The organism is Nitrincola sp. (assembly GCF_048264025.1).
In the GTDB taxonomy this organism is placed as follows: Bacteria; Pseudomonadota; Gammaproteobacteria; order Pseudomonadales; family Balneatricaceae; genus Nitrincola.
In genome coordinates this window covers 22,848-37,028 of sequence record NZ_JBLXDN010000014.1, presented here as the reverse complement: position 1 = coordinate 37,028, position 14,181 = coordinate 22,848, and the positions used below count along the sequence as shown (strand labels likewise).

Genomic DNA, 14,181 nt, shown 5'->3' with positions numbered 1-14,181 from the left:
TGATTCAGTTAGAGGCGAGAGATATTTAATGAGGAAAAACACAGTGAACACTAACGAACAAGACCGCCGCCGCTTCACCCGCATCAACTTTGATGCCGAATGCGAAGTGCATTACAGCGGTGGCGCTATTGTAATGCAGCTGATCGATATTTCACTGCGCGGTGTGTTATTGCAGTTCAACCACCCTCTGGCACTGGATATTGGCGGCGAAGCAGAAATTAACATTTACCTCGCCAATGACGTACTGATCCGCATGAAAACCCAGCTGAATTACGCTGAGCCTCCAAATTACGGTTTTTTTGTCAAAGAAATAGATCTGGATAGTATGTCCCACCTGCGCCGCCTGCTCGAACTGAACCTGGGTGATGAGGCTCTGCTGGAACGGGAACTGGAACAGATGGTGCTAGATTAAGCGCCTAAATCTGATCAAGCGCATCAGCCAGAATACTGACACCGATCACCTGAATTCCCGGCACGGGCTCCTTGGGCACATTGGCCTTAGGCACTATCGCTCTTTTGAACCCGTGCTTGGCCGCTTCACGAATACGCTCCTGACCATTCGGTACAGGGCGAATTTCACCCGACAAGCCTACCTCGCCAAACACGATCAGTTCATGCGGTAGAGCCTGATCACGAAAACTGGAAACAATGGCCAACAACAGCGCCAGGTCGGCACTGGTTTCCAGCACACGAACGCCCCCCACCACATTGACAAACACATCCTGATCACCGGTCATCAACCCGCCATGACGATTCAATACCGCCAACAACATCGCCAGACGATTCTGATCCAACCCCACCGCCACACGGCGCGGATTAGATAAATGCGACTCATCCACCAATGCCTGCAGCTCAACCAGCAAGGGGCGCGTGCCTTCCCAGACCACCATCACCACACTACCCGCACTGGGCTCATCCCCCCGGGTCAGGAAAATAGAGCTGGGATTACGCACCTCTTTTAAACCCGTTTCCAGCATCGCAAACACGCCCAGCTCATTCACAGCGCCAAAGCGGTTTTTGTGACTGCGCAGGGTGCGGAAACGGCTGTCAGACGAGCCTTCCAACTGCAGAGAACAGTCAATCATATGCTCCAATACTTTAGGGCCAGCTAATGAGCCATCTTTGGTCACATGACCCACCAAAAACAACACCGTACCGGTTTGCTTGGCAAAGCGCGTCAGATAAGCGGCCGACTCACGCACCTGGGATACAGAGCCAGGGGCTGACTGCACATCCGCTACATGCATCACCTGAATCGAATCGATAACGATCACCTTCGGCTTGAGCTCCTGCGCCACATCACAGATAGTCTCTACGGAAGTTTCCGACAGCATTTTTAGATGATCCGCTTTCAGCCCCAAGCGGGACGCACGCAGAGCCACCTGCTGCAAAGATTCCTCACCGGTGACATAAAGCGCGGGATACTGTCCAGCGAGATGGCACAAGGTTTGTAATAACAGGGTGCTTTTACCGGCCCCCGGATGCCCGCCAATCAACACGGCAGAACCCGGCACCAGACCACCGCCGAGCACACGATCCAACTCACCCGTACCGGTTGGAATGCGAGGCATGGCCTCAAGATTCACCTCGCCCAGGCTGACAACGCGCTTATGCGCACTCAGGCCAGCGTCCCCGGCATAGCCATCAAATCGGGCACCCCGGGCAGAACCAGCAGACGAGACGCTACTGAGCCGCACCTCGGTCAGGGTATTCCAGGCACCACAAGCACTACATTGCCCCTGCCACTTGCTATAATCAGCCCCACAGTCATTACAGACATACGCGGATTTTGCTTTAGCCATGTCCACTCCCGGACCGAAGAAAATTAACTGGCAGGATTGTAACGTGATGGCCAGACAAAGCCAAAATCTGCTACTTTACATACCACCTCCAGCCACTGGCTGACATAACACTAACAAAACAGAGATATTCCAATGAAACTTGAAACTCTAGCGCTGCACGCCGGTTATAGCCCCGATCCAACCACCAAAGCCGCCGCAGTTCCCATTTATCAGACCACTTCTTACGCTTTTGATGATGCGCAGCACGGTGCCGATCTGTTTGACCTCAAAGTACCCGGCAATATCTACACTCGCATCATGAACCCGACCAACGACGTGCTGGAACAACGTGTTGCCGCACTCGAGGGCGGTATTGCCGGTCTGGCTGTTGCCTCCGGCATGGCCGCGATTACCTATACTATCCAAACCCTGGCAGAAACCGGTGATAATATTGTTTCTACCTGTGAGCTGTATGGTGGGACTTACAATCTTTTCGCCCACACTCTGCCACGTCAGGGCATCAATGTACGCTTTGTCAATAAAGATGACTTTGCCGCTATCGAAGCGCAGATCGATTCACGTACCAAAATGCTCTACTGTGAATCCGTAGGGAACCCGTCGGGTGGCATCTCTGACATAGAAACCCTGGCTGAAATTGCCCACCGCCACGGCATTCCGTTAGTGGTCGACAACACCGTACCCAGCCCGGCCCTCTGGCGCCCCATTGAACAGGGTGCCGACATTATCGTCACCGCGGCGACCAAATATATTGGCGGGCATGGCAACTCCATCGGTGGCGTGATTGTCGATTCAGGTAAATTCCCTTGGGCGGAACACAAGGAGCGCTTCCCGCTGCTGAACACGCCTGATGTGTCTTACCACGGCGTGGTGTATACCGACGCTTTCGGACCAGCTGCCTTTATCGGGCGCTGCCGCGTCGTACCACTGCGCAATATGGGTGCTGCCCTGTCTCCCATGAATGCGTTCCTGCTGCTGCAAGGCCTGGAAACCCTCAGTCTGCGCATGGAGCGTATCTGTGAAAACACCGCCAAGGTCGCTGCTTTCCTGCAGCAGCATGATGCGGTTGCCTGGGTGAATTATGCTGGTCTGCCTGAACACAAGGATCATGCACTGGCACAGAAATATATGCAGGGTCAGGCCTCAGGCATTCTTAGCTTCGGTCTGAAAGCCGGACGTGAAGCCACTCGCCGCTTCTATGATGCACTGGAAATCTTCCTGCGGCTGGTCAATATCGGCGACTGCAAGTCACTGGCCTCCATACCCGCCGAAACCACCCACCGTCAGCTGAACGATGAAGAGCTCAAATCAGCAGGCGTCTCTCCGGAAATGGTGCGCCTGTCGATTGGTATCGAACATATCGATGATCTGCTCGCGGATCTGGAACAGGCATTGAGCAAAGTCTGACAACATCAGTAGCATATAAACCGCAAACAAGCGGCCTACATGCTACTACCGATCTCACAGAGGGTGGATAAGGTCGAGCCTGGCTCGACCTTATCCAGCCAACCCGACCTTATACGCCCGCCCAACACCGGTATAGCCAAACCTTATTCAGCCAGCCGCCGAACCCGCCCCACAGCACGCTCATACTCTGCATCAACGTCATCATCAGCGCTGACACAGAAGTTCAAATCAGTGAGCAAACCATTCTGCAAACCGTAGATCCAGCCATGCACCGTGACATCCTGCCCCCGCGCCCAGGCTTCGCGCATCACCGTGGTGTTACAGACATTTTCGGCCTGCTCGATGACATTCAACTCACACATACGGTCAAACTGTACCTCATTTGCCTGCCACTCACCCACCAGTTGGCGGTGTTTGTAGTAGACATCACGGATATGCCCCAGCCAGTTATCAATCAAGCCATTGGAGCGCGCATCCAGTGCCGCCTTGACGCCACCACAACCATAGTGGCCCACCACCATGACGTGTTTGACCTTGAGCACCTGCACCGCATACTGGAGTACTGACAAGCAATTCATATCGGTATGCACCACCAGATTGGATACATTGCGATGCACAAACAGCTCACCGGGTAACAGGTCCACGATTTCGTTAGCTGGCACACGGCTATCGGAACAACCGATCCACAGGTATTCAGGGGCCTGCTGGGCCGCCAGTGTCGGAAAAAAATCCGGTGACTCATTGCGGATTCGCTCTGACCAGATCTTATTCTTGTCAAATAAGGGTGACAGTTTTTTCATCTCCCACTCCTCACTGATGGTACTTGGCACTCAGCTCATGCACCGCATCTACAAACACGCCCGCACTGGCCGGATCAACAAACTGGTGTATGCCATGCCCCAAATTGAACACATGCCCTTCACCTGGCCCAAAACGTTCCAGAATATCCGCCACTTCAGCACGAATACGCTCAGGTGAGGCATACAGCACTGACGGGTCCATATTGCCCTGTAGCGCCACCTTATCGCCAACCCGACGGCGAGCATCATCAATATTGGTGGTCCAGTCCAGACCCAGCGCATCGGCACCGGTTTCGGCCATGGTTTCTAACCACTGACCACCGTTTTTGGTAAAGAGTATCACTGGCACCTTACGGCCATCATGCTCACGGATCAGCCCATCGACGATCTGACGCATGTAACGCAGTGAAAACTCCATATACATTTGCGGACTGAGTACGCCACCCCAGGTATCAAATATCTGTACCGCCTGAGCACCACTGCAAATCTGTTCATTCAGGTAGTCGGTCACTGACTGCGCCAGCTTATCCAGCAACTGGTGCATCACCTCGGGTGTGGCATACATCATCTGCTTGATATGACGGAAATCTTTACTGGAACCGCCTTCAACCATATAAGTTGCCAGCGTCCAGGGACTGCCGGAAAAGCCAATCAACGGCACGCGACCATTCAAGGCTGAGCGAATGGTCTTCACCGCATTCATCACATAATCGAGATCACTGGCCGCTTTAGGTATCGGCAAGGCCTCCACATCAGCGGCGGTGCGAATGATTTTGCGAAAACGGGGACCTTCGCCCGTTTCAAAGTACAAACCCAGGCCCATGGCATCTGGAATGGTGAGAATGTCAGAGAATAGAATGGCAGCATCCAGGTCGTAACGTTCCAGTGGCTGCAAGGTGACCTCACAGGCCAGCTCAGCATTCTTGCACAGACTCATAAAATCACCGGCCTGTGCACGTGTAGCCTTATACTCTGGCAGATAACGACCTGCCTGGCGCATCATCCATACAGGTGTCATATCGACGGGTTCACGCAGTAATGCGCGAAGGAAGCGATCATTCTTGAGTTCGGCCATAACAACAGGGTCCTGTAGTCTACTGAAAATTTGTTGCGCGTATTGTAACTGGATTCAGATAAAATTTCTGGCTGGATTGAAAGCATATCGGCTAGTTTTTGAAGCTATGCTATGATGGGCCTAGCATAAAACGATTAAGATACAACCATCCTGACTAAAAGTGAGCGTAATTGGTTAAACAGGCTGAAGTTATCAGCCTTCCAGAAAGTGCAGAGCATCATGACCATAACCACCATCAGTTGGTGTTTGGCCTGGAGGGCGCAACAGAGTTTGATATTGCTGGGCATACCAAACCGGTAGGCTCAGGTATCGGCTGCCTGCTCCCCTGCGCCACTGATCATGCCTTTCGCGGTGTGGGAGACAACAGCATTGTGGTGCTCAACCTGGCTCCCATCAACCCGGATCAGCTGCTGCAACCGCGTATTGATGCCCTGTTTAACCAATCACGCTTTATCCACTGCAGCAGCGAGCTGCAAGTCCTGATTGCCGCCCTCAGCCGTGAAATGCAAAAAAATCCAGATGATGCCCTATTACAAAGCGCCTGTAGCAATGCCATTGTCTGCGCCTTGCAACGCCATCTGGATCAACAACTGGCAGGCTATCACCGAGTGCGCCTGCCGGGCAAAATCAATATGGATGTTATCGACAACTACATTACCCTGCATATCGAGCGCAAGATTCGAGTCAGTGAACTGGCCGGTCTGGTATTCCTCAGCAGCAGCCAGTTCTTCGATCGCTTTCGTCTGCAAACTGGCATGACCCCACAACAGTACATTCTCAACAAACGTCTAAAAGGTGCACAAGATGCACTCACCTTAACCGACGACCCCTTGATCGAGATAGCCGGACGCTTCGGCTTTACCAACCAGAGCGCCCTGACACGCGCCTTCACCCAACACCTGAACATATCCCCAGCCCGCTACCGTAAAACGCCCCCTTCTGCGACCCAGTCCTGATCTGCTAAGATCAAACTCACCTATCAAATCCAGCTCAAAGACAACAAGGAACCGATGATGTCTACGCCTATCTATATTTCAGCGACCGATGCCGATAGCGCACTTACCTGGGAAGGCCTGGTGGCCGCACTGAAACAATCCCACCTGACACCGCAAGCCACCATTGCCGACCTGCACCTGAAAATGGATAAGGGAGGTATGCTCAACCGTGCCGCCTGGATTCCCGGCTTTGGCGTAGGCTTAAAAACAGTCTCTGTTTTTCCCGATAATCCATCCCGCCCTACACCCCTACCGACTGTTCAAGGCGTGTTTGTGCTGTTTGATGATCAGGATGGTCAGGTTAAGGCCTTGATCGATGGCGCTACTATCACCCGCTGGAAAACCGTGGCCGACTCCTTGCTAGGTGCCTCTTTACTGGCACGAAAAGACAGCGAAACCCTGTTGCTGGTCGGCGCAGGCACCATCGCGTCCACACTGGCGCAAGCCTACCCGCAACTCTTTCCATCGATCAAACGCATTCTGGTCTGGAACCGCACCTTCAGTAATGCTGAGAAGCTGGCCGCCCAGGTGGGTGGCACCGCTGTTGAATCACTGCAAGACGCCGTGATGCAAGCTGACATCATCAGCTCAGCGACAGTCAGTGTCGATCCGATCATCCAAGGTGCCTGGCTGCAACCCGGCACTCACCTGGATCTGATCGGCGCTTTCCGGGCTGATATGCGCGAAGCGGATGATAAAGCCATGCAGGTCAGCCGCGTATTTGTCGATTCACGTAAAACCACCCTCGGAGAGATAGGTGAACTGATCAAACCGATTGAATCCGGCGCTATCACCGAAGCCGATGTTCTGGCAGACCTCTATGATCTGGTGCGCGATGCCCCCGGTCGCTTAAGCCCCGACGATATCACCCTGTACAAGAATGGCGGCGGCGCACATCTGGATTTGATGACGGCACAGCATATTTTGGATAAAACAGCCGCCAGTTAGTAGCTAGGCGGCACCCATCAGTTCGCCAGTTCCCGCGCCAGCTCATCAGCCCGATCCGCACAAGCCTGCATGGCTTTAACAAACATAGCCTCCATACCTTCCGCCTCAAAGGTGTGGATGGCACGTTCGGTGGTGCCGTTGGGTGACATCACATTGCGCTTGAGCTGTGCAGGCTCTTCACCCGTTTCTTGAGCCATACGCACGGCGCCTAATCCTGTCTGCAGGATTAACCGACGCGCGGCATCAGCGGGCATGCCCATTTCGACAGCGGCTTTTTCCATCGCCTCAAAGATCATAAAGAAATACGCCGGTCCACTGCCAGAAATCGCAGTGACCACATCCAGCAATGACTCTTGATCGACCCACTCTGCCAGCCCCACACCGCTAAGCAACTGATTAGCAAAATCGCGCTGTTCAGGCTGCACACTCGGCAGTGCATACAAGCCACTGGCTCCTGCACCCACTAGTGAGGGCGTGTTCGGCATACAGCGGATAATGGCATGCTCACCACCCAACCAGGCATTGAGTGTTTCGGCTTGTAAACCAGCGGCTACGGAAATAATCAACGGGCGGGTACGACACACCGAAGATGCGATTTCACGACAAACCCCCTGCATTACCTGAGGCTTCACTGCCAGCACGATTACCTCGGCATCAGCAACAGCCGCCAGGTTATCGGTAGTCACGTGGATGTTAAGACTTTGTTTCAGTGTCTGCAGGTGATCAGCATCAGGCGCGGTCGCTGTAATGGCATCAGATGGATAGCCGTTAGCCAGCAGACCTTTGAAAATCGCACCGGCCATATTACCGGCACCGATAAATGTAATTTTTTTCGTGGGCATTGGCATAACAGCCTCCTCGCAGTCAGTTTTCTAAAGTGTAATGCCAGCACGCACGCAACACCATCATTCACAGCAGCATTACCCCCGTAACAGGAGTATTCATAAAAACATCAGGAGAATCCTGCAAGACGTGGATGTGCTCTTATACTTACAGTGGTGTCATGATAAAAATTCTGCGTGAAGTCAAAATTGAGGACTGCACTATGTTCAAACCGCAAGATGTAATGGATCCAGCCTGGATCAAGCAGCCCACGACTGAGCTCTGGCAAGCGATTTCTCCACTTTACTCTATCGATGAAGACACCTGGCTGCGTGAGCTAATGCCTCTGGCCAAGCCTGATGAGCATGAAATCAAGGATTCCGAAGACAAAGCCACCCGCCTGATTGAACAGGTTCGCGCTGATGGCGACTCAATCCACATGATTGATGCGTTGTTACTGGAATACAGTCTGGATACCAAAGAAGGCATTCTACTGATGTGTCTGGCCGAAGCGCTGATGCGTGTACCCGATGCTGACACAGCTGACGCACTGATCCGTGACAAACTGAGTGTTGCCGACTGGAAAAAACACCTGCGCAACTCCGACTCACTACTGGTGAACGCCTCCACTTGGGGCTTATTACTCACCGGTAAAGTTGTCACTATGGATGAGAAGGAAGATGGCTCTGCCAGCGGCATCATTAACCGCCTGGTCAATCGCATGAGTGAACCGGTTATTCGCAAGGCGATGCAACAAGCGATGAAAGTGATGGGACACCAGTTTGTGCTGGGTCGCACCATCAATGAAGCGATGAAACGCGGCAGTGAATACCGCCAGAAAGGCTATACCTATTCCTTCGACATGCTCGGCGAAGCGGCGCTGACCAGCAAAGATGCCAAAAAATACTTCGATGACTACATGAGTGCCATCGAGTACACAGGTAATTTCGTAGACAAAAAAGTACAGGGTCCACGTCCAAGCATCTCCATCAAACTGTCAGCACTGCACCCACGCTATGAAGTCGGGCAGGAATCACGGGTGATGACCGAGCTGTTTGACAGCGTGCTGCAGTTGATCAAGAAAGCGCGCTCGCTGAATGTTGCCATTACCATCGATGCGGAAGAGATGGACCGGTTAGAATTATCACTGCACCTGTTTGCCAAACTATACCGTGATCCGGCCTGTCAGGGCTGGGGTGGTTTTGGTCTGGTGGTACAGGCCTATTCCAAACGCGCCCTCGCCGTATTGGCCTGGCTGGCCGCTCTGGCCAATGAACAGGGTGACCTGATTCCGGTACGCTTGGTCAAAGGCGCTTACTGGGACACCGAGATCAAACTTTGCCAGCAGAAAGGCCTGGATGGCTACCCAGTATGGACCCGTAAAGAAAGCACCGACGTATCCTACCTGGCTTGTGCCCGCTTCCTGCTGAGCGAACAGATCAAGGGCCTGATCTGGCCTCAGTTTGCCAGTCATAACGCGCACACCGTTGCCAATATCATGACACTGGCAAAGCATGATCAATTTGAATTCCAGCGCCTGCACGGCATGGGTGATGCGCTGTATGACCGCGTGGTCAAACAGGCCGGTGTCAGCGTACGTATTTATGCACCTGTCGGCAGCCATAAAGACCTGCTGCCCTACCTGGTACGCCGCCTGCTGGAAAATGGTGCTAACAGCTCGTTTGTACACCGTCTGGTTGATGCCCGCTGCCCAATCAGCGATCTGGTTCAGCATCCTTACACCACTCTCACTAAGCGTAAAACCCTCAGCAATCCGCAGATTCCACTGCCGGTGGGTATTTTTGAAGACCGCGCCAACTCCTACAGCCCAAACATTGAAATTGAATCACAGTGGCTGCCGTTCAGCGCGGATGTCAAACGCTTTACCACTCAGCAATGGCTGGCACAGCCTTTTATCAATGGCGAAGCAATTGCTGATCTACCCGGCCACGCGGTAACAGCACCACATGACAACCGCATCACCGTCGGTGAAGCCAAGTTTGCCAACGCTGAACTGGTGGATAAAGCCATCAACGCCGCGCAAGAAGGCTATGCTGGCTGGAGCAACACACCGGTTAAGGTACGTGCGGAAGCACTGCGTAAACTGGCAGACCTGCTAGAAGATAATCTGGCTGAACTCTGTGCCATCTGCCATATGGAAGCTGGAAAAACCATTCAGGATGCAATAGATGAAGTACGTGAAGCGGTCGATTTCTGCCGCTATTACGCCAATCAAGCCGAACAGCATTGCAGCCGTCCCATCAGCCTTAGCCAACTTGAAGGAGGCCAGGCCCTGTGGCAGCGTCAGGGTCGCGGTGTGTTTGTGTGCATCAGCCCCTGGAACTTCCCGCTGGCGATTTTCCTTGGACAGATCACCGCGGCTCTTGCCGCTGGTAATAGCGTCATTGCCAAACCGGCTGAACAAACCAGTCTGATTGCCAGCCGCGCCGCCGAGCTGATTTTCGAAGCAGGCATACCGGGCAATGCTTTCTGCCTGTTACCTGGTGATGGTGCTGGTGTCGGTGCACCGCTCACCTCTGATCCACGCATTAGCGGTGTGGCCTTTACCGGCTCCACGGAAACGGCACAGCTAATTAACCGGGCACTGGCCAAACGCGATACCGATCCGGTTCCGTTTATTGCCGAAACCGGTGGCCAGAACGCCATGATTGTGGATTCCACTGCACTGCCTGAGCAGGTTGTTAACGATGCCGTGCTATCAGGTTTCGCATCCGCTGGTCAACGCTGTTCAGCTCTGCGTATTTTGTGTGTCCAGGAAGATATTGCCGATCGCATTATCGAATTGCTCAAGGGAGCCATGGCAGAACAGGTTGTAGGTGATCCACGTTTACACAGCACCGATGTTGGCCCAGTGATCGATAAGGATGCCCAAGCCGGGCTCCTTGCGCATATCGACAAGATGAAAGCGTCCACCAATTTCATTGCACAAACGCCACTGCCCGCCGTCTGTGAGCACGGCACCTTTGTCCCACCCTCGGCATTTGAAATTCAGTCTATTTCAGAGCTGGGACGTGAGCAATTTGGCCCGATCATCCATCTGCTGCGCTACAAAGCCAGCCAGCTGGACAAACTCATTAATGAGATCAATGCCACCGGCTATGGCCTGACATTGGGCATTCACAGCCGTAACGAGCGTACTGCATCCCATATTGAATCACGCATCCGCGTGGGTAACTGCTACATCAACCGTAACCAGATAGGTGCTGCCGTAGGTGTGCAGCCATTCGGTGGCCAGGGCCTTTCCGGTACCGGCCCTAAAGCAGGCGGTCCACACTACCTGATGCGTTACACCCAACTTACACCTGTTCAGGAGACTCACTGATGAGCACAACAGTTTCTCGCATAAGTCAGGCTCAAGCCGCCTGGGAAGCCTGGAACCACCTGGGGTTCACCCAGCGCAGTGAGCGCCTGAAAAAACTCGCCAGCGAACTGCCAGCACTGCGTGATGCCAAAATTCAGACACTGCTGAAGCAACTGCTGGACCGTACTATCACGCTGGAACCTATTCAGGTGATGCCAGGGCCAACAGGAGAATCTAACGAACTCTACCTGAATGGACGGGGTGTTGTACTGGTCACTGGCGATGCTACAGCAACAGAAGTTGCCCTGGTCGGGCAACTAATCACCGCACTGGCCTGTGGTAACTGCGTGCTATTGCATTGGCCGCAACAGCCGGATTGGGCTCGTAGCCTGGTGGAAAAAGTGCACACGTTTGGTTTACCCAAGGGGGTTATTCATTACCTGTCGGAAGCTGAACTGGAACCTTTACTGGCACTTGAAGGGATCGCCGTGATAGCGCCAGTGTGTACAGCCGCGCAAGCGCGCGACATCAACCGACACCTGGCACAGCGCAAGGGTCTACTGGTACAGCTGGTGAGTGAAACCGATCCACAAGCCTGCACGCACCTGTTACAGCCCGATCACCTGTTGCGCTTTGTAACGGAGCGTACGCGCACCATCAACACTACCGCTGTGGGTGGTAATGCAACACTGCTGGAGCTGGGGAGTACCGAGCTTTAAGTACAAGTAATAAGGGGGCAGGTAAATGCCCCTTTTCTTTTCATCAGTCCTGCATTACCTCACTAGCCTTGCAAATATCAAGAAAGCTGACCCCTTGAAGCCTCCGAAGCGCCCTTTGTATAGATATGGCCTTAGCTCTATACTAAAGCTACTTGAGTTATTAAAGGAAAGGGGATGCGTTTTGCGACTCACAACACGCCAGCGCCACATCATTCGTCAATGTGCTGATGAAATATTCGGTAAGGATATTTCCATCCAACTTTTTGGTTCACGACTACACGATTCGCTTAGAGGTGGTGATATTGACTTGCTGATTGAAAGCCACGAAATCATTCCAAACAAGCTCGAAAAAACACTTCGGTTAACCGCCAGGCTTCAGGTTCACCTGGGTGATCAACCTATTGATGTATTAGTTATTGACCCAGAAACCGCAATCAACTCAATACACCAACAAGCACAACTAACCGGCCAACCTGTATGAATTACAACAAGGACGTTACCACTGAGCTACCACCCGAACTTGATGTAGTTATTAAGCTATAAAGGCTAAAACCATGCTGAACCTGCACACTGCCCCCCCTGGCACCTCGCTTTGCAGCAGCAAGCTGGTTTTACGTGCAACCGTGCTGGCGCAAGCTGTGGCGATACTCCTGGCACTGGCACCCGGCGCCGTGGAAGATCGCTGGTTTCGATTGGGATTAAGTACCCTGTTCGTACAATGGGTGGCCTTACTTACCCTGCTATTGCTCTGTCAGTTACAAAAGTACCGCCCCAACATATCCGCAAAACGTCTCGCCGCCTGTGCTTTTGCGATACTCCTCACCTGTACCACACTCGTCAGCCTGGCAGCTTTTGTCCTGCTTACGGAAAAAGGCTGGGAACCCCAGGTGAACCTCAGTTGGTTTATACTGCACAATCTAACCATTGCACTGATCGTCGGTATTATCGGCCTGCAATTTTACCTGATGCATCTGGAACGCAATCAACGTATTGCCGCCCAGTCACGCGCTGAGCTGGACGCGCTGCAAGCACGCATACGACCACACTTTCTATTCAATAGTCTGAACACCGCTGCAGAGCTGACCCGAGAAGACCCGGAAGCCGCCGAAGCGGCGTTACTCAACCTGTCCAGCCTGTTTCGTGCCGCCTTGAATGCTGGCGAAGCCTCGACACTAAAGGCTGAAATCGCCCTGGCAAAGGCTTATATCGACCTGGAACGCTGGCGCCTGGGAGATCGACTCAGTATCACCTGGGATCTGCCGGACCCGCTACCTGACACGCCCCTGCCAGCACTCACCCTACAGCCCTTGTTGGAGAATGCTGTAGGCCATGGAATTGAACGCATCACCACGGGAGGCAGTATTTCTGTCTGCCTGTTGCAAAGCGAGCAAAACATCACACTGCTGATAACCAATCCAGCCGGAGAAAAGCCGGCTCGCCTTAAAGGCAACGGCATGGCGATTGACAATATTCGTAAACGCCTTGAACTCTTATCAGGTGAACAAGCTAAGCTGATAACAGGTACAATCGATAACCACTATCGCGTTAAACTGGTTATTCCTTATGCGCACACTGATCGTTGATGATGAACCCCTCGCCCGCTCAAGGCTAAAGCGTTTGCTGTTAGCACACCCTGATTATGTCTGTGTGGGTGAAGCCAGCAATGGTGAAGAGGCTATAGCACAAGTTGAAGCACTCAAGCCTGATCTGGTATTGCTGGATATCGAAATGCCCGGCAGTGATGGTTTGTCCGTTGCTGAACAGCTCAATGCCAGACAAATTCCACCTGCTATTATTTTTGTAACCGCTCATCCGGAACATGCACTGGATGCCTATCGCGTCAGCCCGGCTGATTACCTGCTCAAGCCTGTTGATCCAGAAAGACTAACCACTGCCCTCTCCCGTCTGGGTATGCATACGCGAGCTCATCTGGAAAGAAATGAAGAACTGAACCCCTGGATCAGCTACCAAATAGGCAATAGCCTGCGCCGTATTCGCTTTGAAAAAGTACAGTATTTTATGGCTGAGGATAAAATAGTGAAGATGGTGTTTGATGGCGGGGAAGCGATTGTTGAGCAGAGTCTGAAGCAGTTGGAAGAAAAGTATGACGGACTAGTATTAAAAGTGCGTAGAGGCATTCTAGTCAATGCAGCTAGAGTTGAATCTGGCTGCAACAAACACTTAAAAAATTATATTCGCTTAAAAGAATCTAACTGCCTTCTAGAGGTTAGCAGAAGGCAGTTAGCAACTGTGAAAAAAATACTAAAGTAAATAATACTTTTCTATACAAGTAG

General features: G+C 52.6%; 13 protein-coding genes. 9 read left to right on the top strand and 4 right to left on the bottom strand.

Translation table 11 applies throughout. From position 1 onward, the window contains the following. Positions 1-43: 43 nt before the first annotated feature. Positions 44-412 (top strand): PilZ domain-containing protein, encoded by a 369-nt coding sequence (locus ACN0R1_RS11755; protein ID WP_417583049.1) that lies wholly within the window; start codon positions 44-46, stop codon positions 410-412. A 4-nt stretch (positions 413-416) separates the two neighbouring features. Here the strand turns inward: ACN0R1_RS11755 and radA are convergent, their stop codons facing one another. Continuing rightward, positions 417-1,802: a DNA repair protein RadA gene (radA, locus tag ACN0R1_RS11750; RefSeq protein WP_417583047.1), complete on the bottom strand. Its 1,386-nt coding sequence runs from the start codon at positions 1,800-1,802 to the stop codon at positions 417-419. A gap of 132 nt (positions 1,803-1,934) precedes the next feature. Between radA and ACN0R1_RS11745 the strand changes: the two genes are divergently transcribed. Next, on the top strand, positions 1,935-3,206 hold the full coding sequence (locus ACN0R1_RS11745; protein ID WP_417583045.1) for an O-acetylhomoserine aminocarboxypropyltransferase/cysteine synthase family protein: 1,272 nt from the start codon (positions 1,935-1,937) through the stop codon (positions 3,204-3,206). A 143-nt stretch (positions 3,207-3,349) separates the two neighbouring features. Here ACN0R1_RS11745 and can read toward each other — a convergent pair whose 3' ends face one another. Continuing rightward, on the bottom strand, positions 3,350-4,006 hold the full coding sequence (can, locus tag ACN0R1_RS11740) for a carbonate dehydratase (RefSeq protein ID WP_417583043.1): 657 nt from the start codon (positions 4,004-4,006) through the stop codon (positions 3,350-3,352). Positions 4,007-4,016: 10 nt separating this feature from the next. Continuing rightward, entirely contained in the window at positions 4,017-5,081 is a 1,065-nt protein-coding gene (hemE, locus tag ACN0R1_RS11735) for a uroporphyrinogen decarboxylase (protein ID WP_417583041.1), read from the bottom strand. 170 nt (positions 5,082-5,251) lie between these two features. Between hemE and ACN0R1_RS11730 the strand changes: the two genes are divergently transcribed. Both ACN0R1_RS11730 and ACN0R1_RS11725 read left to right on the top strand, forming a co-directional pair. After that, the gene (locus ACN0R1_RS11730) at positions 5,252-6,037 is read left to right on the top strand and encodes a helix-turn-helix domain-containing protein (RefSeq protein WP_417583039.1); all 786 of its coding nucleotides are present in this window, start codon (positions 5,252-5,254) and stop codon (positions 6,035-6,037) included. Positions 6,038-6,094: 57 nt separating this feature from the next. Continuing rightward, a complete protein-coding gene (locus ACN0R1_RS11725) occupies positions 6,095-7,024 on the top strand; it encodes an ornithine cyclodeaminase family protein (RefSeq protein ID WP_417583037.1) in 930 nt (309 codons plus the stop codon). 17 nt (positions 7,025-7,041) lie between these two features. Here the strand turns inward: ACN0R1_RS11725 and proC are convergent, their stop codons facing one another. Continuing rightward, a complete protein-coding gene (gene proC / locus ACN0R1_RS11720) occupies positions 7,042-7,872 on the bottom strand; it encodes a pyrroline-5-carboxylate reductase (RefSeq protein ID WP_417583035.1) in 831 nt (276 codons plus the stop codon). Between the two features lie 197 nt (positions 7,873-8,069). Here proC and putA point away from each other — a divergent pair, with 197 nt between their 5' ends. The 5 genes from putA (at position 8,070) to ACN0R1_RS11695 (ending at position 14,158) form a co-directional block, all read left to right on the top strand. Further along, positions 8,070-11,189, top strand: coding sequence for a bifunctional proline dehydrogenase/L-glutamate gamma-semialdehyde dehydrogenase PutA (putA, locus tag ACN0R1_RS11715; RefSeq protein WP_417583033.1), 3,120 nt, complete (start codon positions 8,070-8,072; stop codon positions 11,187-11,189). After that, positions 11,189-11,887: a hypothetical protein gene (locus ACN0R1_RS11710; protein ID WP_417583031.1), complete on the top strand. Its 699-nt coding sequence runs from the start codon at positions 11,189-11,191 to the stop codon at positions 11,885-11,887. Before putA ends, ACN0R1_RS11710 begins: the two co-directional genes overlap by 1 nt. Before the next feature lie 181 nt (positions 11,888-12,068). Continuing rightward, a complete protein-coding gene (locus tag ACN0R1_RS11705; protein ID WP_417583029.1) occupies positions 12,069-12,368 on the top strand; it encodes a nucleotidyltransferase domain-containing protein in 300 nt (99 codons plus the stop codon). A gap of 73 nt (positions 12,369-12,441) precedes the next feature. Then, the gene (locus tag ACN0R1_RS11700) at positions 12,442-13,470 is read left to right on the top strand and encodes a sensor histidine kinase (RefSeq protein ID WP_417583027.1); all 1,029 of its coding nucleotides are present in this window, start codon (positions 12,442-12,444) and stop codon (positions 13,468-13,470) included. Further along, the gene (locus ACN0R1_RS11695; protein ID WP_417583025.1) at positions 13,451-14,158 is read left to right on the top strand and encodes a LytR/AlgR family response regulator transcription factor; all 708 of its coding nucleotides are present in this window, start codon (positions 13,451-13,453) and stop codon (positions 14,156-14,158) included. Before ACN0R1_RS11700 ends, ACN0R1_RS11695 begins: the two co-directional genes overlap by 20 nt. The last annotated feature ends 23 nt before the right edge of the window (positions 14,159-14,181 follow it).

What these genes read in the sequence shown, in the direction of transcription:
- can (WP_417583043.1), bottom strand. Translation starts at nt 4,006, where the DNA reads ATGAAAAAACTGTCACCCTTATTTGACAAGAATAAGATCTGGTCAGAG.
- radA (WP_417583047.1), bottom strand. Translation starts at nt 1,802, where the DNA reads ATGGCTAAAGCAAAATCCGCGTATGTCTGTAATGACTGTGGGGCTGAT.
- ACN0R1_RS11745 (WP_417583045.1), top strand. Translation starts at nt 1,935, where the DNA reads ATGAAACTTGAAACTCTAGCGCTGCACGCCGGTTATAGCCCCGATCCA.
- ACN0R1_RS11695 (WP_417583025.1), top strand. Translation starts at nt 13,451, where the DNA reads ATGCGCACACTGATCGTTGATGATGAACCCCTCGCCCGCTCAAGGCTA.
- ACN0R1_RS11725 (WP_417583037.1), top strand. Translation starts at nt 6,095, where the DNA reads ATGTCTACGCCTATCTATATTTCAGCGACCGATGCCGATAGCGCACTT.
- ACN0R1_RS11700 (WP_417583027.1), top strand. Translation starts at nt 12,442, where the DNA reads ATGCTGAACCTGCACACTGCCCCCCCTGGCACCTCGCTTTGCAGCAGC.
- hemE (WP_417583041.1), bottom strand. Translation starts at nt 5,081, where the DNA reads ATGGCCGAACTCAAGAATGATCGCTTCCTTCGCGCATTACTGCGTGAA.
- putA (WP_417583033.1), top strand. Translation starts at nt 8,070, where the DNA reads ATGTTCAAACCGCAAGATGTAATGGATCCAGCCTGGATCAAGCAGCCC.
- ACN0R1_RS11710 (WP_417583031.1), top strand. Translation starts at nt 11,189, where the DNA reads ATGAGCACAACAGTTTCTCGCATAAGTCAGGCTCAAGCCGCCTGGGAA.
- proC (WP_417583035.1), bottom strand. Translation starts at nt 7,872, where the DNA reads ATGCCAATGCCCACGAAAAAAATTACATTTATCGGTGCCGGTAATATG.